Genomic DNA, 20239 nt, shown 5'->3' on the forward strand with positions numbered 1-20239 from the left:
GAAATTCCTTTCAATTCTTCAACTGGACGAGAAATGCCAGATTAGCAGGTGAAGAAGCTCAAGGATTCCACCTTCATGCCACCATTGTCACCTTCGTCTAATGCATATGGCTATCCGTTGCTGATCAAGCACTTGTTAACCAGATCGAACATTGCGTCCGCCCGCCAAGAGATCGTCAGCGGCACCGAAATGCGGCTGAGCTACGCGGACTTGGGCAAACGCGTGCGCCAACTTGCCAATTCTTTAAAGGTCAGCGGGATACGTGAGTGCATGCGCGTCGGCGTCATGGATTGGGACACACACCGCTATCTTGAATGTTTTTTTGCGGTCCCGATGATGGGCGCAACCCTTTTCACGATCAACGTGCGGCTGTCTCCTGCGCAGGTACTTTATACGATCAACCACGGCAAACCGGACCTGATCATTGTTCATCGGGACTTCATGCCGCTCATTGATGATATCAAATCGGGCTTTGATCGGGACATCATCGTTGTACCGATTGGAGACGGTGAAGGGTATGAAGAGTGGATAGGTAAGGCCCTAGGCAGCTTTGACTTCCCAGACTTCGATGAAAACCAAACGGCAACCTTGTTTTACACAACCGGGACCACCGGCAATCCCAAGGGGGTGAGCTATTCACATCGGCAGTTGGTCCTTCACACATTGGGCTTGATCGCAGGTTTCGGCGCATGGCCCGGGAATGCCGGATTTCATCGCGGCGACGTCTACATGCCGCTGACACCCTTGTTTCATGTCCACGGCTGGGGATTTCCATATGCCGCAACGATGCTGGGGCTGCGTCAGGTCTATCCCGGTCGATATGACCCTGACACAATCTTGGGATTGATTGCAGCCGAAGGCGTCACCTTTTCCCATTGCGTGCCCACGGTTCTGTCAATGGTGCTCGACCATCCGGACTGCCCACAAATTGACCTGCACAGATGGAAAGTGATCATTGGCGGGGCCGCTTTGCCGCGCAGTCTGCAAGACCGTGCTGCTGCGGCAGGCATATCCTTGCATGCGGCCTATGGTATGTCCGAAACCTGTCCGTTTCTGACGGTGGCCGATTTGTCCAGCAATGACCCCGAGATGCAGGCGCAAACCGGCTTTCCCGGCCCGCTTGTCGACCTTCGTGTTGTGACACCGGATATGCAGGACGTTCCGCATGACGGTGAAACAACCGGCGAAGTTGTTGCTCGGGCTCCCTGGTTGACACAAGGCTATCTGGACAATGCGCAAGCCTCGGACGCGCTTTGGGACGGTGGGTATCTGCATACCGGGGATGTTGGGTATATCCGCGAGAATGGATCGTTGCAGGTTACTGACCGCCTCAAGGACGTGATCAAGACCGGCGGCGAATGGATATCCTCACTGGCACTGGAAAACATAGCATCGTCTTGTGATGGCATCGAGGACGTCGCCGCGATCGGGCTGCCACACGCGAAGTGGGGCGAAAGGCCAGTGTTGGTCGCTCAAGTCGCAAAGGATGCCGACCCGGATCTTGTACGCCAGAGCGTTATGAAAGAAATCCAGTCGCGTGTCGACGCAGGTGAGATATCAAAATGGGCAGTTCCGGACGAATTAATCTTTGTCGACCGCCTTCCAAAAACCAGCGTCGGCAAACTCGATAAGAAACTCGTGCGGCAAGATATTTCGACGCGCTCGGACTTAAAATCATGACAGACAAACAACGTCGCATTCAGGCGCTTATTCAATCCATTGTCACCTATCTGCAGGCTCACAGAGCTGCCACGCGCGGCGTTGATCTGACGTTGGACAAGCTGGCAACCATGGACCTGTCTGACGAGAGGCTCATTGACTTACCCTCCCAAGGAACCCGGCATGATGAGGTTCTGAAGAACGCCATCGACGGGGTTGTCGCCCCCGAATTGCAGGACATCGCAGGTTGTCTGAAAGCCGCCAAGGATGATCTGATTTGGCGCGAAGACAACGCCCAATTCTATCCCCCTGGTGCCGAATTGGGCGAGGGATACACAAAGTGTAACCTACATACTCTGCTGATTGGGCCAGACGCATGTGGACATCACCATCCCGATTTCAACCTTGGCATTTTCATGCTGGGTCCACGGACACTGTATCGCGACCACAACCACGACGCGCCAGAGCTTTATCTGAACCTGTCCGAAAAATCGGGTTGGCGGTTTGGCACTCGCGATTGGCAGGATTATCCGGCTGGATCACTTATCTGGAACGCAGCGGGCGATCCCCACGCCACCCGGGTCTATGATCAACCGTTCATCTCGGTCTTTGTCTGGCTCGAGAACGTGCATTCACCCTGCAATGTAATCCATTTCGACGACTGGGCAGAGGTCGAACAGGATCTTGCCAAACAGTCCAATTGAGGTTTCCAAACATGATTTACATTAAACACACCGAGGGTGCCGCTTTCATTGAGCTGAATGCCCCGCCAGTGAACGCTCTTGGCCTGAAGATGCGGCAGGCGCTTTCCTCGGCCATCCACGAGTTGGACGCCGATGAACAGGTCAAAGCTATCGTTCTATGCTCGGCTCTGCCGCTCTTTTGCGGCGGCGCTGACATCGTCGAGTTCCGTACCGGGGCAGTTTGGGACAAGCCGGACCTGCCAGACCTGTGTGTAACGATTGAAACCAGCAAAAAACCCATTATCGCCGCGATAGCAGGTCCCGCTATGGGTGGTGCGCTGGAGATCGCGCTTGCCTGTGATTACCGTGTCGCCACGCCGAATGCCGTGATGGGCCTACCTGAGATCAAACTGGGGCTGCTGCCAGGCGCCGGGGGCACCCAGCGACTACCCCGGATTGCCGGGCTGGAAGCGGCAACGCGAATGATCCTCTCGGGTGATCCCGTGAAAGGCGAATATGCCCTGTCTTGTGGGCTGGTCGACGCACTATTTGAGAACGACCAGGATTTTCGCGCGCATGTTTTGGGTTTCGCCACCCGTGTCAGCCATGAGGGCGATCCGAAACGCAGTTGCGCGGATATGACCGTCACACACCCTGATCCGAAGGGATATCTGACGGGTTTCCGAGACCAGATAGCGCACACGTCCGAAAACCTTGTCGCCCCTGAACGATGTTTGGTGTCCATCGAGGCTGCGTGCGAAATGCCGCTGGCCGAGGGGTTGGCACAAGAGAAGGCAGGTTTCGCTGAACTGCTCGACACACCTCAATCGCGCGCGGGGCGGCATCTGTTCTTTGCAGAGCGTGAATGCACCAAGGTTCCCGGCGTTACCCGTGCTGACCAACCACGTAGCATTTCATCGGTTGCCGTGATCGGTGCCGGAACAATGGGGCGCGGCATTGCCATCGCCTTTCTTCAGGCGGGGTATCGGGTCACGTTTCTGGAAACCACGCAAAGTGCGCTTGAACAGGGGCTGGAAATGGTCCGGGAGCATTTCCAGCGCGCGGCCCAAAAAGGGCGGCTCAGTGCCGATCGGGCAGAGACCATCGTTTCCAACGCCACCGGGACGCTCAGCTACGGCGACCTCGCAGAGGCCGACCTGATCATTGAAGCGGCGTTTGAAAGCATGAATGTCAAACGCCAGATTTTCGCGAACCTAGACCAGCACGCCAAACCTGGCGCGATACTGGCCTCGAACACATCGACGTTGGATCTTGATGAAATCGCCGCGGTCACCTCCCGCCCGGAGGATGTGATTGGCCTCCATTTCTTCAGCCCGGCCAATGTCATGCGCTTGCTGGAGGTGGTGCGCGGCGTCAAGACCGCTCCGGATGTCATCGCAACGGCAATCACGGTCGCAAAGAAGATCCGAAAGCTCCCAGTCACGGTTGGCGTGTGCTACGGCTTTGTTGGAAACCGGATGCTGGAGCCATACTTTCGCGAAGGATCTCGTCTGCTTCTTGAGGGGGCGACGCCGAAACAGGTGGATGACGTCCTTGAGAACTTCGGCATGGCCATGGGTATTCACGCGATGGCGGATCTGGCTGGGGTCGATGTGGGCGCCCGCGTGCGTCAGGAGCGGCGAAGTGAAATCGCACATGACCCCACATACCAGGCCGTGCAGGACATGTTGTTTGAACTGGGCCGACTGGGTCAGAAAACCGGGCGTGGAAGCTATGTCTACGAGGGACGGACACGGGTCGAAGACCCTGAGATGGTTCAAATCAGTTCCGAACTGGCGGACCTGCATGGCGTGAAACGCAGGGACATCGACGATCAGGAAATCCTTGAGCGATGTCTCTATCCCCTGATCAACGAGGGCTTTTTGATCCTTGAAGAGGGCATTGCAACGCGCCCGGGTGATTGCGACCTGATCTGGGTCAATGGCTATGGCTTCCCAAACTGGCGCGGCGGCCCAATGCACTATGCTGACGAGATTGGATTAAGTCAGATTTTGGAACGCATGACCCACTATCGGCAGTCGCTTGGTGCCTATGGTGAGATGTGGTTCACGCCTGCGCCTTTGCTGGAACAACTTGAAACCTCGGGCGTGACACTTGACGCACATTTTGATGCCAAAAAGGAAAAATCATGAGAGAAGCCGTTATCGTCTCAACCGCACGAACCCCCATTGGGGTTGCCTTCAAAGGTGCGCTGAACAACATCAAATCCCCTACCATGATGGGGCACGCCATTCAGCACGCGGTTGAACGTGCAGGCGTGGACCCCGGTTCGATCGAAGATGTCGTCATCGGATCGGTCCTTACGGCGGGGACAGCAGGCATGAATGTCGCCCGTTTGTCGGCGCTGGCGGCGGGCCTTCCCAATACGGTGGCAGGACAGACGATCGACAGGCAATGTTCCTCCGGATTGATGGCCATTGCGACGGCCGCAAAGCAGGTCATTGTGGATGGTCAGAATGTCTCCGTGGCAGGCGGGCAGGAAAATATTTCTACCCTGCAGAATGCCTATCTGAAATGGGCGGGCGATGAGAAAGATCCAAACGTTATCGACCAATCTGAACATGCCTATATGCCGATGCTGATGACGGCGGAAAATGTGGCGCGGACCTATGGGATCAGTCGTGACGCCCAGGATGAATACGCTGCACTTTCCCAAGGTCGGACCGCCCGGGCTCAGGCCGCTGGCGCGTTTGAAGATGAGATCGTCCCGATCACTGCGATTAAGCGGGTCAAGAACCGCGAAACCGGAGAGGAAACCCTGGAAGAGGTGACCTTGTCAAAAGACGAGGGCAACCGGCCGGGTACGACGGCCGAAACACTCGGGGCATTGAACCCGGTTGTCGAAGGAGGACTGATCACTGCCGGAAACGCAAGCCAGCTTTCTGACGGGGCCTCGGCTTGTGTGCTCATGGAAGGCAAAATGGCTGAGCAACAGGGTCTCACACCGCTAGGTATCTATCGCGGCATGGCTGTTGCAGGAAACGCACCGGAAGAGATGGGGGTCGGCCCGATCTATGCCATACCAAAGCTGATTAAGAATGCAGGTCTTCGCATCGAAGACATCGGCCTTTGGGAGCTTAACGAAGCCTTTGCCTGCCAGGTTCTCTATTGCCGCGACCACCTTGGGATTGATCCCGAAATCTACAACGTGAACGGCGGTGCGATATCGATTGGCCACCCCTACGGCATGACAGGTGCGAGACAAGTCGGGCACGCTCTGCTTGAGGGGAGGCGTCGTGGCGTAAAATACGTGGTGACCTCCATGTGTGTTGGCGGAGGCATGGGGGCCGCAGCGTTGTTCGAAGTCGCCTGACCCCACTGAAATGAGTTCAAGCAGAGCGTTATCTGGTTGAGACATTGACATTCTGTCATCTGCGAAGGCCGCCATCTGCAAGCCTGCGTTTCATGTCGACCGGAATTGGTGATACCTCCTAAGGCGTTATGACCAATGTCACGCCAACGATCCTTTCCACGGTTTCCAGCCAGTTTGTCGATGACTGGCTAGCGGCGCTGCGTGCCCTGTGCCCAGAGGCGCAGATGGCGTCGCTGCTTAGCCGGTCCGGTCTGAACGCGGATACGCGCTCGCCGAATGGTCGCGTCACGCTGGATCAGATTGTTTGCCTCTATCAACTTGCCTCCGCCCAGACCGGTGATGAGATGATGGGGCTTTGGAGCAGACCAATCCGGCCGAGGGCCCTGCAACATCTTCTGACGACAGTGCGCGAAGCGACATCCTTGCCATCGGCGCTTTACCGGTTTTCGACCTTCTGGAACCTGCTGCTGGATGATTACCAGTTCGATCTGGATGATACTGACAGCGCTTTGGTGCTGACCCTGAACCCGCAAGGCGACGTGCCCATTCAGCGGTTTGGGCATATGCTGATCCTCAAACTTGCCCATGGGCTCATGTCCTGGCTGGCCGGGCATGAGGTTCCGGTCAGGGGCGTTGATTTCGCGTTTGACCGCCCGGACTTTGATCTCGATTACGCGATTATCTTTCCCGCACCCTTTCAGTTTGGCCAGCCCGCCACCGCGATCTCGTTCGATCCGAATGCACTGGGTCCAGTGCAGGCGCGCAGCACAGCTGATCTTGACCGGTTTTTGCAAAACGCGCCGCGGGACTGGATCTTCACCTCGTCGCGGGAGCACACACAATCGCTGCGGGTGCGTACGTATCTGGGCCAAACAGGATGGGACGCGGCGACCCTGACCCAGACAGCAACTGCCATGCACATGACCCCGCGCACCCTGATCCGCAGGTTGCACGCCGATGGGACATCGTTTCAGGCCATAAAGGACGCCCTGCGCCGCGACATCGCGATCCGCGACCTGCAGGCAGGACGCAAAAGCGTCGAAGCCATCGCACATGATGTCGGCTTCTCCTCGGCGGCCAATTTTCACCGGGCCTTTCAACGCTGGACCGGCAGCACGCCAAGTTCCTACCGTCGCAGGTAACATGATCTGATTTTGTCACTTTTGGACAATGATCTGTCAGCACACGAGATAGAGCTTAGCGGGCCAGCTCGCTAAATCTTGCTGCAGAAAAGCACTCTCATCTGACGTTTCGCCTTGATAGCTCATCAATCCGGCCATCCGCGATTGCCGGGTTGTGGCGTCATCTGAGAATAATCACCCTTGAAAGGATCCGCCAATGTCAGACAAACTCGCCACCATACTCCAGGCCGCACGCGACCACGCCGAGCAGGTCATCGCGCCCAATGTGGACGCCTGGAACGCCGCAAAGACATGGCCCCGGGATGCGTCGGACAAGGCCGGAGCCGCTGGCCTGACCGGCCTCTACGCCCCCGAGGAGTTTGGCGGTCAAGGCTTGCCGCTGGCGCAAGGCATTCAGGTCTATGAACAACTGGGACTGGGCGATGGTGCCTATGCCTTTGCCCTGTCGATGCATAACATCTGCACCTTCGCGGGCTGCGGTTATGGCACAGATGCTTTTAAGGAAAAGTGGGCGCGGGACCTGACTTCGGGGCGCAAACTGGCGAACTTTGCGCTAACCGAACCGCAATCCGGATCGGATGCCACAAACATGTATTCGCGGGCCGTGATCAATGACAACGGCACATGGACGATCAGCGGTGCGAAGGCATGGGTCAGCCTCGCGACCGAGGCTGATATCTATTTCACCGTGGTCAAAACCAGCAATGAGCCCGGCCACCAGGATATGGCGATGATCGCCATTCCCGCCGATGCGCCGGGCCTCAGCTTTGGCCCGCTCTACGACACCCCGTCCTACAACTTCCTGCCTCTGGCCGAGATGTACATGGACAAGGTGGTGGTGGATGAGGCCAACATCATCCTGCCGATCGGTCAGGGCCTGCAAGGCTCGCTCATGGCGATTGATATCGCCCGTGTGTCGATTGCGTCAGGATGCTGTGGATTGATGCAAGCTGCACTGGATACGGCGCTGTCCTATTCCAAGAACCGCAAGATGTTTGGCGGCAAGAACCTCGATCTGGATGGGATCCAGTGGATGCTGGGCGAGGTGGCCACCGATCTTGAAGCCTCCAAGCTGCTTTATCGCAAAGCGGCAGAGGCGCTCGGCACGCCCGAGGGCCCACTGATGGCCGCCCATGCCAAACGGTTTGTGCCAGATGCCGCAGTGAAGGCTGCGAACACCTGTACGCAAGTGTTGGGCGGCATGGGTCTGCTGCAGCCTTATGGTCTGGACCGTTTGTCCCGCCTCGCACAAATGCTGCGGATCGTGGACGGGACAACCGAAATCAGCCGCGTGGTCATTGGGCGGGCCCTGCAAAAACGAGCGGCGACCTTGCCTGATCTGCCAGTACCGAAAGGATTTGGTGAAACCGGCTGAACATCCCCCGGTGAAGCGGAACCAACCTGAAAATCTCCTCTGAGATCGGTAAAGTCGAAAGTCCAGCCGCACACGTGCGGCCGGTTACTCGAGATTGCAGACCTTGGTGCAAACGCAGCGGATTCACCCTTTGTCCTGTGTGGATGGCTCCCTTTTTGCAAGTCCTTTTTGTGATCGTCGTTTTGTCAGAAGCAGTCTTGTGTTCGGCCTGTTCGCGCGACGCACATGGCCGCTGGCCCTGATGGTTTCCACCAACCAAGTCCCATTCCGCATATCGAACAGCAAGCGTTCTGGACAAAGCTCGGGGTGTCTTGGTTTTTGGGCTGACAAAGTTCCATCACTTCATTGGTCTTGCAAACTCCTATTGTTTCGTTGGTCAGTTAAACCGTTCTCACTTTGTAAGGCTCATTCCGTGTCAGCACAGCCCAGATCATACGGGCAGTTTTGTTGGCCATGGCAACGGCGGCCACTCTGCTGGGCTTGCGTGAGAGGATGTCGGCAAGCCATGGATCAAATTTTTCTGGCTCTAACCTGATGGATCGGATGCGGGAGGTCATACCGAGAACCAATAATCGGCGTATGTATTGATCACCCATCTTCGAGATGTGACCCAGGCGTTCCTTTCCACCACTTGATCTATTAAGCGGTGTCAGTCCCAGCCAAGCGGCGAACTCTCGGCCGTTGTTGAACTGCTTGCCACTACCGACCGTCGCAACGATTGCTGACGCTGTAATTGGTCCTACACCCGGTATCGTTCGCAGCAACGCAACGCGTTTCTCGCTGTTGGCAATCCGCGTCATATGTCGAGAATGCCGCAGAATCTTGGCGTGTAGGAACAGCAGTTCGTCGCACAGATCGAAGACGACCTCTTGAGCGTCCATTGGCAGATTGAGCGGTTCGTCATTTATGCAGTCTTTGGCAAATTGCAGTGCGTGATAAATGCCTTGCGGCAAGATGATACCAAACTCGGCAAGCTGTGCCCGTAGCATGTTGATGGTCTGTGTCCGCTGCCTCACGATCAAATCGCGCGTGCGGTGGACAGAAAGTATCGCCTGTTGTTCCGGGGTCTTCACTTCGACAAACCGCATCGTTGGGCGCGTCACCGCTTCACAAATGGCCGCAGCATCAACGGCATCAGATTTACCACGCTTGACGTAGGGCTTCACATAGGCTGGTGGGATTAGCTTCACGTTATGGCCCAGTTTGATCAGTTCTCGTGCCCAATGGTGGCTCGTTCCACAGGCCTCAATGCCGACCAGACATGGCTCAAGGCGTTCAAAGAATGCCAGAACTTGTGCCCGTCTCAGAGCTTGGTTGAATGCAACTTCGCCATTCTCATCAATACCGTGGACCTGAAAAACGTTCTTGGCCAAATCTAGGCCGATTGTTGTAATATGCATTGGGTGGCTCCTCTCATAAGCAGTTCATAGCAGCTGCACTATGGCGCATTGCGACGCCGTTTGATTCAGGAGCCATCCACCCCATCCGCATAGCAGACCTTAGTGCAGGACGCAGCTAACGGCAGGTTTGAGCCCAAACCGACAAATGCTGCAATCAGCACGAACTGAAAATAGGAGAGGATTGCAGACATTCGCTGCGCTCTTCACCGAAGTCTGTGATGTGGAAAATGTTTCGTCCGGCTATGTAAGGTTCAAGAGAGCTAATAGCCTATCGCCGCCCCTGTCGTCCGGTGAACGGCAAGTCGGCCACACATCCACCGGACAGTCTCTGAACTGTGTTTTTAAGGTTCTGCTATCTCAAAGGCCATCATACTTGATTTAACCGAATATCAAACGCCTCTCGAATGACGGCATCTTTTTCGGCATTCAAATGTGTCGGGTGGTGGGTTTCGAGAATGCTGCGAGTGTAAGATCGCGCCCGGTCAAGGATGCTCAACTCTCCCTGCTCTTCCCATTCGGAAATGGTTTGGCGATCACTGAGTGCGGGATAAACGTATTCGCTTTCCATGACTTCAAGGGTCTGCGCCTCTCCCAGATAGTGACCCTCGCCATCGATATTGACGTCCGCAATAGTGTCAAAGGACAGGAGGCTGTCCGAAACCTCGACACCCCGGATGGTACGCAGAATGTTGCCCAGCATGTCGTTGTCGATCACATAGCTTTCCAGCGAGCACCCCATTAGGCTGGCGTGCATGCCTGCGCTTTCGTGGATCATGGCCGCCCCGGCGTGACCGGCCAGGGCCACAGTGACACCTTTCTCAAAACCTGATTGTGCATCCGGGATTTTCGAATCCGTCATGCCCGCGGGAACGCTTGCCGGGATACCAAGGTGGCAAGCGATCTGGGCGACCGCCGCCGCCAGAACACTTTGCTCACCGGAGCCACCTGACATTGCCCCGGTGCGCAAATCGGCCACAAACGGCCAGGCGGCGAAGGTCAAAGGGCAGCCTTTTTTGACGGTGTTGGCGTATACGATACCGGCCAAAGCTTCGGCGGTGCTCTGCGCGACGGATCCGGCCAAAGGCGCCGGCGAGGTGGCCCCGGCTTGTGTCGCCGACGCGATCATGATCGGAAAGCCCTGACGGATCGCTTCTTCCTTGATAATGCAGCGTTCATAAGCAAAGCGCAGCGGCGGAACGCCTGCACCCTGAACCGTATGTGCGATTGGTGTCTCGAGAAACTGACCTTCGCGCCCCAAGGCTATGTCGCACATTTGCGCTACTGCACGCACAGACTCAACAGATGACATCGACAGCCCAAAGGGCAGTGTCGTCCCCTTGAGCAGAGCATAGGCGGTATTGATGTCTTGCAGATAGTCATCTTCGATATCACGCGCCACGGGAGAGCGGTAGCACCAATGAATATTGGGCAGTGTGTCAACAAGCCGAGCCATGTCATAGACGTCCTGAAGACAGGTTTCCCGATAGGATCCTGTTTCAGAATCCAGGATCATGACGGCCCCGCCAGCGGTGCCAAAGTGGGGTTTTCCGGCCGCAATTTCGATGGTTCTATCGGGTTCCTGGCCGTGTAACGTCCATGACTTTGGCGTGGCGGCAATGGCGTCTTCGACCATTGAACGGGGGATCAGAATTCGCCCGGCATCACTTAGGCGGGCGCCATTTTCTAACATTTGTTTTGCGGCGGGGGGCAAATCACCGATCATGCCCATGCCCACGGATTCCAAAATGCGAAAGGCCGTATCCAGCACGGTTTGGACCTGAGTATCCGTAAGCGGACGATAGGCGCCTGCTTGTGGACCGTGAGGCGATCTTTTGACAACAGGGGAGGCGCGCTGTGCCACTCGGGCCATGCGGCCAGATGTACCACGGCGACTGCGGCGGGCTTGAAGGGCTTCGGTCATGATGATTTCTCCAGGGAAGAATTGGTATCGAGTGAGAGAGCTGCGCGCATACCTTCAAGGATTGCCTCTTCAGCAGTGCGCGGCGACAGGCAGTCACCAGCCAGCAGGATCGCAATGCCGGAATCCGCCAACTGACTCTCGAGAAGGATCTCGGGGCGGGTTCCATAAGCGAGCACCAGCGTATCGACCGAGTCACATAAAATGGCATCACCTGTGATGGTGTGCTGAAGGTACACAGTATCGGCATCCGCCCCAAAAAGTCTGGCATTCGCGAGAATTGATACGCCAGCCTGATGCATCTGACCCACAAGAACATCCCGTTGATAGGGTTGTAAATTTTGCCCTGCATGCAGCCCATTAACTGCGAGTTGCACGTCGTGCCCGTTTTGGGCAAGGCGCAGTGCAACCCCGATCCCAATCCAATCGCACCGCCAATCTGCGACAACGACTTTTTTTCCTAGACCGGACTCGCCACCCAGAACTTCATGCGCTGAGGTGCAGTGAATTTCGCCCAGCCCATCGACGTCCGGTGTAAAGGGGACCGATCCTGTCGCCAGTATCACAGCGTCTGGCGCGATCTGGCGCACGTAATCTGGAGTGACCTTCGTTTTCAGGCGGATTTCGACGTCTAGCTGATCAAGCTCCCTTGCGAGATTGCTGACCAACCCGCCAAATTCGGCTCGACCAGGTAGCTGGGCCGCCAAATTTGCCTGTCCGCCCAATTGCGTTGATGCTTCGCAGAGAATTACCTCATGCCCAGCAGAGCGTGCCGTGACGGCGGCTTTCATTCCTGCCGGGCCTCCTCCGACAATAAGAACCCTTTTGAGGGCTAAAGTAGGCGAAGCAGGGGCCAGCCGGGTTTCCCGCCCGGATACCGGGTTCTGAATACAGGTGATTGACGCGCCCTGATGGAAGTGGCCGATGCACCCCTGATTGCAAGCTATGCAGGCGCGAATATCGTCGAACTGCCCGTTACGGGCCTTGTTCGGCATGTCGGGGTCGGCGATCATCGCGCGGGTCATCCCGCACATATCTGCTTGTCCTTTGGCAAGGACGAGCTCGGCCTCTTGCGGCTGATTGATCCGCCCGGCGACAAAGACCGGCACGTTCACCTCGGCTCTGATCGCAGCGGCCTTTGGCGCGACATAGGCATGGGTCAGTTCCATTGGCGGAACAACATGGATCGATCCACCGGGCCCGGCCATCGAGCCGGTGGTGGTGTTTATGTAGTCGACGAAGTTGTTCCGAGCCAGATACCGGCAGACGTCCAGAACCAGATCGGCATCCATACCATCGGTTTCATGCTCTTCTGCGGAAATGCGGATTCCAACGACGCGATCCTGACCAAAGGCATTGCGGCATAGTTCGAGTGCAGCCGTCAGAGGGCGCATGCGGTTCTCAAAACTACCCCCGAATTCATCATCGCGTCGGTTCGTTTGAGGATTGATAAATTGGGCAAAGAGGAGCCCGTGGCTGACCAGAATTTCAACCCCATCAAGCCCGGCCTCTGCCATGCGCCGTGCTCCTTCGCCACAGCTTTCGATGATATCCTGAACCATCGCCGTTGGCATAGCGCGTGGCATCGTGTGAAACCGGTTGTCCGGTATCGAGGAAGGAGCATAGACGACGCCTCGAACACCGTCTGTGCGCAGCTGGCTGCATCGACCAGAATGTGAAAGTTGTCCGAACAGTTTTGCGCCATGGGCGTGGACGCGTTGTGCCAGCAGCCGATAGCCGTCGATTGCAGCATCTGTATGAGCATGGACTTCGGGTGCCGCGCTTATGCTTGATTCGTGAAACCGTGCAGATTCAACGATGATGAGTCCGGCTCCGCCTTTTGCACGGGCCTCGTGATAGGCAATAAGCGCATCACCAATTCTGCCATCTACGGCCAGGAAAGACTGGTGCCCGGTTGACAGGATGCGGTTGCGGATTTCCACGTTCCGGATCTTCAGGGGGCAAAAAAGCGACGCAGCCATCAGTCATCCTTTCTAAACGAAGAGCGCTCACCACGCGAGGGGGGCACTGTCTTGGGTTTCATGGAGTTTCACTTTCGGGTTTCCTCATCGTCTTGATCGAGGTTTGGCAAAAATGCTTCAAAAGAGCAACTAAAATAAATAATCATTTATTTATTGACATAATTATTCCGGATCGTGAAGTTGTCGAGGTTGAAGGATGAAGCCGAGATTAGGCGAGCGTGACAGAACCTTTGGAGGAAAAATGAAGTTAGCGAATTGGAAAACGCCGAAGAAAGGCGTGTTGAACAAACTGGCTAAGAGAGTCAGTGCGGGAAATTACGACAGACGAGAGTTTTTGGCGCTGGCAAGCGCTTTTGGAGTTGGCACCGCTGCCGCTTACGGAATGATCGGAGCGGCCAGACCGGCCCAAGCGTCCATTGAAGGGGCAAAAAAGGGTGGCACTCTAAAGGTCTCAATGACGGTAATGGACTTGCGAGATCCTCGAACTTTTGACGGCTCAGAGCAAGGCAATGCAGCGCGCCTCATTCTCGATAATTTGGTACGATACACCCGAGACTTCACGTTCGAAGGGCGCCTTCTGGAAAGCTGGACCGTCAACGACGATGCTTCGGTGTACACACTACACCTTCGCAAGGGTGTCTACTGGAGCAACGGAGATGAGTTTAATGCAGACGATGTTGTATTCAACCTTACGCAGTGGTGTGACAGCGAAGTCCCCGGCAATTCAATGGCGTCGCGCATGTCGTCTTTGGTCGACGCAGAAACGGGGAAAGCACGAGCCGGAGCAATCGAAAAGCTCGATGATTACACCGTGCGTTTGAATTTGCCGTCGTCAGATATCACCATCATTCCTGGGATGTCAGACTACCCTGCTTTGATCGTTCATCGAGACTTTAAGCCCGAAGGCGGTTTGGCGAATGGCGCCGTCGGAGTTGGCGCGTTTGAGCTGGAAAGCTATGTCGTAGGAGAATCAGCTAGGTTTGTGCGTCGCTCGGGGTCCTCATGGTGGGGTGGGGAGGCTTTGCTTGATGCCGTAGAGTTTCTTGATTTCGGCACAGATCCCACGGCAGAAGTGGCTGCGTTTGAGGCCGAAGAGATTCACATGAATTACAATACCGTTGCCTCGCACGCGGTAATCCTTGATGCGTTAGGTTTGACGAAATCTGAAGCGACAACTGCCGCTACGGTTGTTGTGCGTATGCATGCAGACGCGGAACCTTTTGGCGACGTAAGAGTGCGTCGGGCGATTCAGATGGCCGTCGACAACAATGTGGTTTTAGAGTTGGGTTATGACGGTGCCGGAACCGTTGCCGAAAACCACCATGTTTGCCCGATTCACCCAGAATACGCCGAGCTACCGAAACAAGAGCGCAATGTGGAAGGAGCACACGCATTGCTGGCCGAGGCCGGAGTTTCAGACTACGAGTTTGAGCTGACGTCGTTGGAGGACGGGTATCGTCGCACTACGGGAGATGCCGTTGCCGGACAGCTTCGCGACGCTGGTATCAACATCAAACGAAAAGTTGTGCCCGGATCCACGTTCTGGAACGATTGGAAGAAATATGCTTTCTCCGTCACCAACTGGAACCACCGCCCACTGGGAGTTCAAGTGCTCGCGTTAGCCTACCTTTCAGATGCCGCGTGGAACGAAACCGGCTTCCGAAGCGCAGAATTTGACGCGAAACTGAAGCAGGCTATGGCAACTCCAGACGCGGAAAAACGTCGAGAAATCATGTTTGATGTACAGAGCATTTTGCGCGACTCAGGGCACCTCATTCAGCCTTATTGGCGTTCTCTTTACATGCATCACAGACCCGAGGTGATGAATGTGGGAATGCACCAATCCTTCGAAATGCACTTGGAGGATGCTTGGCTGAATCAGGCATGACGGTGTTCTGATTGCGCTCGGCTCTTCGGAGCCGGGCCTTACTCTGTTCAAAGCCCACAATCTTGTCTATTAACTACTTATAAGTAGTCTTTAGTCGTGTCATTTGGCCCTTTTTGCCCCAATATGGGCAGCTGAAATTCTTGGAGACACAATGACATTGGCAAAGCATCAACCTGACGACGGCCGACAGTGGCGGCAGATGCCGACTGAGTACCGTCGCAAGCAACTGATTGAGGCCACGATTGATGTGATCGCCGAAGTTGGGCTTTCACGCGCTACTGTCTCGCTCGTGTCCAAGAAAGCCGAGCTCAGCCCCGCTGTTATTAACCTTCAGTTCCAATCCAAGGACAACATGCTTGTCGAAACGTTGAAATACGTTCGAGAAGAGTTCAATCAGGCCTGGCGCAAAGCAAACGAAGCCGGAGGTGAGAACGGAAATGCGGCTGACAAGGTCCAAAACCTGCTTGGGACCTACTTTCGTCCTGAGATTTGTGACCCAAAGAAACTGCGCGTTTGGTTTGCATTCTTTGGCGAAGCCGCTGCGCGCGAAACCTATCTGGACATTACCCGGCGCTATGAAGCGGCGGTCCTAGGTGTGTTGCGTGACGGGTGCGCCGTGTTGATCGAAGAAGGAGGATATGACTGGATGGATCCACACAGAACTGCGCGATCCCTGCTTGCGTCCTGTGACGGGCTATGGATGGGCCTCATGTTGCGACCGGACACTATCAGCCCTGAGCAATGCGTGGAGTCGCTCAACGAGCTACTGGCAAGCCATTTTCCAAAACACTTTGGCAGGCTTCCCGACGAGACCTAAAGGCAAGGAGCTGCACAATTCCCTTATCTAACGTCCCACCGGTTTAGCGTAGAATGAACAACGTGCTCGCTGTGATCAGCACGGATTTCTTCCAGATCGCGGCACGACACCGAATAGCGAAGGCAGAAGAACAATGCGTGCAAGATTCACGTTTTTGGAGAAATACGCGTCTCTAAATGAGATCGGCATGTGCAACTCTCGTCGTAATTCTGGACACCACTACCACGAGCATCTCAGCTCAAAAAAGTGGGGCAAAATTTTTCCCAGATTTGGGCAACTCCGCTGGCAATCAATGATTCCTGGTATTCAGATGGATCACCCGCCGATCATCTAGCAACAATCAAGCCGGACTAGCAGGATGAGATTGCTCACCAAACCTCAAGGCACCTTAAACCTGTGCTGAATCAAGGAGAATTAAGGATGAAGATCAAAGTCGCAGCCACCCAGATGGCCTGTTCCTGGGATCGTGCCGCCAACCTCACACGAGCCGAGGAAATGGTGCGCGAAGCCGCCGCACAGGGCGCGCAGGTTGTGCTTTTGCAAGAGCTTTTTGAAACGCCGTACTTTTGCGTGGATGAGAAGTACGAGTTCCTCGAGCTTGCGACGCCCATTTCGAAAAACCCTGCGGTTCAGTGGGGGCGGTCGCTGGCGGCGGAGCTTGGCATCGTTCTGCCTATCAGCATTTTCGAAAGGGCCAACAATGCCCTGTTCAACTCGGTCGTGATGATAGATGCAGATGGCTCCATACTGGGTACATATCGAAAAACACACATCCCCGATGGACCAGGCTATTCGGAAAAGTTCTATTTCAACCCCGGCGATACGGGCTTTCGCGTGTTTGACACCCGGTTTGGCCGAATCGGAACACTGATTTGCTGGGACCAATGGTTTCCCGAAGCCGCTCGGATTATGGCCCTTCAAGGGGCTGATCTTATCCTTTACCCCACAGCCATCGGATCATCGCCCAACCGAACTGATACCCATGCCTTGGCGCATTGGCAGACGGTGATGCAGGGACATGCGGCGGCCAACATTATCCCGGTTGTGGCCTCGAACCGTATCGGATCAGAGCAGGGTGAAACGAACGGACTGCGATTTTTCGGGTCATCCTTCATTTGTGATCACAAGGGTCAGCTGGTACAAACGGCCTCTGAGGACATTTCTGAAGTACTGGTTCAGGAGATCGATTTTGGCGCGGCGACCAAATATCGACTGGGATGGAATCTGTTTCGCGATAGACGTCCTTCTACGTACCGCAAGATACTAAGCCTCGAGGGCACGGAACCGAAAAACTAGTAGCGCGGGTCAGTTTGCAGATCACAAATGCTGCGGGCAATTTCTGGAAAGTGAGCAGCTATAAGCTTCTTTATTAGGCCCAAACGTCTTATGTGGGCTGCTTGCTGCCATTCGTGCAATCGTTGTGAACGGCAGCTTCGTCCCGCATAGCAGTCACTTGCGAACATTGCAGCGAACGTCCGGTTTCCGCCCAAAGCACCAAATGCTGCGTTTGGAATTGACGTCTGCTTTGATCTGATGCTGTTGAAAAACTCCGAATTTGCACAAATTCGAGTCAAAAGTTACCTGTACAAGCCCGGTAGGATTTTTTGGCTGAGGGGTCGGCCAAAACCTGATGCTTGCCGCCGGAGGGCTTCTCAGCGCTCGTCACCGATGTCGGTGATGGACTTTTCGATTGATCACCCGTTCGCGGAAAACCCGAGCTTCCCGGATTTCCGAGTTTTTCAACAGTATCATCTCTTACCCGCCTTTGGCTGCGGGCGGGCACCTAAGTCTGCAATGGACTGTTTGTCGCAACAGTTGGGTGCGAAACATCAATCCGTAAAATGGGATCAAGTGTTTTGAATGAAGCCTCGTCGTAGATTTTTCCATCAGCTGAACTGGGCGTTGAAATATGGGATCGTTGGCAGCAAGGAGAGCTGTTGAGGTCAATTGGACAGGTGTTTGATAGGCAAACATGGCCCGGGCCGGAACGACCGGCGCAACATTTGTGTCAGTCGCGATTTTACTGCTACAGAACAACACGTTAGATCGTTCGGACCGGCATGACCGAAGAAACACTGCTTTCCTTCTTGGTGATCGCTTGCGACATCCACGGAAATCGAAGCAGTGGAGCCCTTCCCTACTTATTTCTCTAAAGTCTATTTCTTCGGTCCTGTCGGTCCTGTAGCTTAAATAATTGTAAACATGATAAAAACCACGACCGGTGCATTGGTCCTTTCCGGTCAAACCCGGTCGGAAAACGTGAAAAAACCATTACGCGTCAATGTTACGGCACAACCTATAAGTTATCTGCAAATCTGTCGAGGTGGCGCGTTACCCTCGATCCCCGATGCCTCAGAAGGACCCGCAGTGTGGATACATGCCTCAAGCGGCTGCTCAGCAGCACTTCTCCTTCGTTACTCACTGCCCCCCAAAGGTTAATGCGTTCGCCTTGGCTTTCACAAGCTTCTCTTCTCAGTATCATCAGCCACCTGCTTACGCGTCAGCCCACTGGTCAGCGCGATCCGCACCGTATCCCGTCGAAATTCGTCCGTCCGTTTCAGTCTCATAGTTCGTCTCCTTTGGTGCAATAAATGCTATCAAAGGGGCGGCATCAAACCGTGACAGGTCCACTATGAGCCAAAAGGCGAAAGTGCTGAGAACCTGCGGTTCATGAGTTTTCTGGGAAAGAGCTCCAAGGTGTTTGTTCAAATCCTTACTCCATAGATCCGAATTATCCTCGGGAACGCCCGCGCCAAAATTGGGATGCGGCGTCTCTTTTTGACAGTTTCAACGAAACGTGGGTCCGTCAAAAAGTCGAATTGCGACAACTCTGAGCTCATCGGCCTTACTCTGAGACCCCCATTGTTTACCCTGCAGCTCCTCTGGCATGCGCCAGCCTCACAGCCGGTAGGATCGACATGATTTCTTGTTCTTTCTCGACCTTACAATAGGTGCCTCCCGAAAACGCGGCATACATAATGAAGGTCCATTGACTTGCATCCTCGAGGTGTTCCGATATCTCCGCGCTACGCGCAAACTCCAAATCGATCAGGATTCCGAGCCCGTACTTTCGTGGAATGACTTCGAGAAAGAAGTCAGGATCGTGGTAGCTGATCGAACGTTCTTCCGGGATGACGACCGCATCGGGGCAAACCGATTGGAGTTCGCGTTTTAGCACTTCGAAAAGCCGCTCCGCTTTCTCCGTCATCTGGACGTCCGCCACATTTCTTTGCCTTGCCCGAGCCTTCTTTGCTTTGAGTTCTGCCTCATCCAGCCATGCCTGCTGAACGGTCAGTTTGCCCCAAATCTCGAGTGCCTCTGAGCCAAGAACACTCTCTTATCAAATCACTCTATTTGGACCCATAAGCGCTGACGTCAGACACTTCAAGCCCATCAAAATTTGCCGGATGTTCGAAATCAAGGGTGCGGTATATGAGATCGATCGTAACTGGTCTGCCATTCTGAAAACGCGCCTTTCAAATTACGCGATTGGGTAAGAGCATGAAGCCGCTCGACCTCTCAGAGCCGAAATTCACTCCCCAATCACGAAAACACATTCCAATCACGAAAACACATTGATGCATCTGTGGGCCATAGTTGCCTTGACCTAAACCAATCTTGCGGTGAGTGGCGATGTGGGAAGACTTGACGCGAATTTGCGAGCTCCAACCGCGATATTCATCAGAGAATACTCCAGCCATGCGAGAATGCGGCGAGATCCTTCGCCATCGGGTCAAACCCAACCAGCCACGGCGCATGTTTGGGAATGGCAATGCTTCAGCCTTCAAGTATCAGCGTGACGACAAGAAGAGGTGTCCCCTCAATGATTGCTGAAGCTCAGAAGACACGGTATCAATCAAGGAAAGATTTAGGGTGGCCTCAAGGGTGGATAAATTTCCGTACTAAACTTTATATTATTGTTTTTGTTGTTTTATTTTATGTAACTACGTGCTGTCAGACAAATTCGAACTCGTCTCCACTAGGACAAAGTTACTGCCCTTTATGCCGTGCAGAGACCGCGCCACTCAGCAAGAGCAGCGG

14 protein-coding genes are annotated in these 20239 nt (G+C 54.9%); 9 read left to right on the plus strand and 5 right to left on the minus strand.

Annotated features, from left to right (window positions below; genetic code table 11):
- Positions 1–75: 75 nt before the first annotated feature.
- The 6 genes from BUC32_RS17770 to BUC32_RS17795 all read left to right on the plus strand — a co-directional run bounded on the left by BUC32_RS17770 (position 76) and on the right by BUC32_RS17795 (position 8193).
- Positions 76–1680 carry a fatty acid--CoA ligase gene (locus BUC32_RS17770; RefSeq protein ID WP_073256219.1) on the plus strand — a complete coding sequence of 535 codons (1605 nt, stop codon included), beginning with the start codon at positions 76–78 and terminating at the stop codon, positions 1678–1680.
- Entirely contained in the window at positions 1677–2363 is a 687-nt protein-coding gene (locus BUC32_RS17775) for a dimethylsulfonioproprionate lyase family protein (RefSeq protein WP_073256178.1), read from the plus strand. The genes BUC32_RS17770 and BUC32_RS17775 overlap by 4 nt, the downstream gene beginning before the upstream one ends.
- A gap of 11 nt (positions 2364–2374) precedes the next feature.
- Positions 2375–4495, plus strand: coding sequence for a 3-hydroxyacyl-CoA dehydrogenase NAD-binding domain-containing protein (locus BUC32_RS17780; RefSeq protein ID WP_073256181.1), 2121 nt, complete (start codon positions 2375–2377; stop codon positions 4493–4495).
- A complete protein-coding gene (locus BUC32_RS17785) occupies positions 4492–5676 on the plus strand; it encodes an acetyl-CoA C-acyltransferase (RefSeq protein ID WP_073256184.1) in 1185 nt (394 codons plus the stop codon). The genes BUC32_RS17780 and BUC32_RS17785 overlap by 4 nt, the downstream gene beginning before the upstream one ends.
- Before the next feature lie 128 nt (positions 5677–5804).
- Positions 5805–6818, plus strand: coding sequence for an AraC family transcriptional regulator (locus tag BUC32_RS17790; RefSeq protein ID WP_073256187.1), 1014 nt, complete (start codon positions 5805–5807; stop codon positions 6816–6818).
- Positions 6819–7014: 196 nt separating this feature from the next.
- Entirely contained in the window at positions 7015–8193 is a 1179-nt protein-coding gene (locus BUC32_RS17795; RefSeq protein WP_073256190.1) for an acyl-CoA dehydrogenase family protein, read from the plus strand.
- A gap of 380 nt (positions 8194–8573) precedes the next feature.
- Here BUC32_RS17795 and BUC32_RS17800 read toward each other — a convergent pair whose 3' ends face one another.
- The 4 genes from BUC32_RS17800 to BUC32_RS17810 all read right to left on the minus strand — a co-directional run bounded on the left by BUC32_RS17800 (position 8574) and on the right by BUC32_RS17810 (position 13493).
- The gene (locus BUC32_RS17800; protein WP_073256193.1) at positions 8574–9593 is read right to left on the minus strand and encodes an IS110 family RNA-guided transposase; all 1020 of its coding nucleotides are present in this window, start codon (positions 9591–9593) and stop codon (positions 8574–8576) included.
- 65 nt (positions 9594–9658) lie between these two features.
- On the minus strand, positions 9659–9784 hold the full coding sequence (locus BUC32_RS21150; protein ID WP_281249005.1) for a hypothetical protein: 126 nt from the start codon (positions 9782–9784) through the stop codon (positions 9659–9661).
- 176 nt (positions 9785–9960) lie between these two features.
- Positions 9961–11514 carry a trimethylamine methyltransferase family protein gene (locus BUC32_RS17805; RefSeq protein WP_073256196.1) on the minus strand — a complete coding sequence of 518 codons (1554 nt, stop codon included), beginning with the start codon at positions 11512–11514 and terminating at the stop codon, positions 9961–9963.
- Complete coding sequence (locus tag BUC32_RS17810; protein WP_073256199.1) at positions 11511–13493, minus strand: oxidoreductase; 1983 nt, start codon at positions 13491–13493, stop codon at positions 11511–11513. Before BUC32_RS17810 ends, BUC32_RS17805 begins: the two co-directional genes overlap by 4 nt.
- A 241-nt stretch (positions 13494–13734) precedes the next feature.
- Here BUC32_RS17810 and BUC32_RS17815 point away from each other — a divergent pair, with 241 nt between their 5' ends.
- The 3 genes from BUC32_RS17815 to aguB all read left to right on the plus strand — a co-directional run bounded on the left by BUC32_RS17815 (position 13735) and on the right by aguB (position 17494).
- Entirely contained in the window at positions 13735–15381 is a 1647-nt protein-coding gene (locus BUC32_RS17815) for an ABC transporter substrate-binding protein (protein ID WP_073256202.1), read from the plus strand.
- Between the two features lie 151 nt (positions 15382–15532).
- Positions 15533–16198 (plus strand): TetR/AcrR family transcriptional regulator, encoded by a 666-nt coding sequence (locus BUC32_RS17820; RefSeq protein WP_073256205.1) that lies wholly within the window; start codon positions 15533–15535, stop codon positions 16196–16198.
- Positions 16199–16618: 420 nt separating this feature from the next.
- Entirely contained in the window at positions 16619–17494 is an 876-nt protein-coding gene (gene aguB / locus BUC32_RS17825; RefSeq protein ID WP_073256207.1) for an N-carbamoylputrescine amidase, read from the plus strand.
- A 1570-nt stretch (positions 17495–19064) separates the two neighbouring features.
- On the opposite strand, the gene BUC32_RS17835 is transcribed toward aguB, so the two are convergent.
- On the minus strand, positions 19065–19406 hold the full coding sequence (locus BUC32_RS17835) for a hypothetical protein (RefSeq protein WP_073256209.1): 342 nt from the start codon (positions 19404–19406) through the stop codon (positions 19065–19067).
- Positions 19407–20239 lie beyond the last annotated feature (833 nt).

Source organism: Shimia gijangensis (genome assembly GCF_900142085.1).
Classification (GTDB): Bacteria; Pseudomonadota; Alphaproteobacteria; order Rhodobacterales; family Rhodobacteraceae; genus Shimia; species Shimia gijangensis.

Bases quoted from the DNA above. Each gene is read 5' to 3' on its own strand.
- BUC32_RS17770 (WP_073256219.1), top strand. From the start codon at position 76: ATGCCACCATTGTCACCTTCGTCTAATGCATATGGCTATCCGTTGCTG.
- BUC32_RS17775 (WP_073256178.1), top strand. From the start codon at position 1,677: ATGACAGACAAACAACGTCGCATTCAGGCGCTTATTCAATCCATTGTC.
- BUC32_RS17780 (WP_073256181.1), top strand. From the start codon at position 2,375: ATGATTTACATTAAACACACCGAGGGTGCCGCTTTCATTGAGCTGAAT.
- BUC32_RS17785 (WP_073256184.1), top strand. From the start codon at position 4,492: ATGAGAGAAGCCGTTATCGTCTCAACCGCACGAACCCCCATTGGGGTT.
- BUC32_RS17790 (WP_073256187.1), top strand. From the start codon at position 5,805: ATGACCAATGTCACGCCAACGATCCTTTCCACGGTTTCCAGCCAGTTT.
- BUC32_RS17795 (WP_073256190.1), top strand. From the start codon at position 7,015: ATGTCAGACAAACTCGCCACCATACTCCAGGCCGCACGCGACCACGCC.
- BUC32_RS17800 (WP_073256193.1), bottom strand. From the start codon at position 9,593: ATGCATATTACAACAATCGGCCTAGATTTGGCCAAGAACGTTTTTCAG.
- BUC32_RS21150 (WP_281249005.1), bottom strand. From the start codon at position 9,784: ATGTCTGCAATCCTCTCCTATTTTCAGTTCGTGCTGATTGCAGCATTT.
- BUC32_RS17805 (WP_073256196.1), bottom strand. From the start codon at position 11,514: ATGACCGAAGCCCTTCAAGCCCGCCGCAGTCGCCGTGGTACATCTGGC.
- BUC32_RS17810 (WP_073256199.1), bottom strand. From the start codon at position 13,493: ATGGCTGCGTCGCTTTTTTGCCCCCTGAAGATCCGGAACGTGGAAATC.
- BUC32_RS17815 (WP_073256202.1), top strand. From the start codon at position 13,735: ATGAAGTTAGCGAATTGGAAAACGCCGAAGAAAGGCGTGTTGAACAAA.
- BUC32_RS17820 (WP_073256205.1), top strand. From the start codon at position 15,533: ATGACATTGGCAAAGCATCAACCTGACGACGGCCGACAGTGGCGGCAG.
- aguB (WP_073256207.1), top strand. From the start codon at position 16,619: ATGAAGATCAAAGTCGCAGCCACCCAGATGGCCTGTTCCTGGGATCGT.
- BUC32_RS17835 (WP_073256209.1), bottom strand. From the start codon at position 19,406: ATGACGGAGAAAGCGGAGCGGCTTTTCGAAGTGCTAAAACGCGAACTC.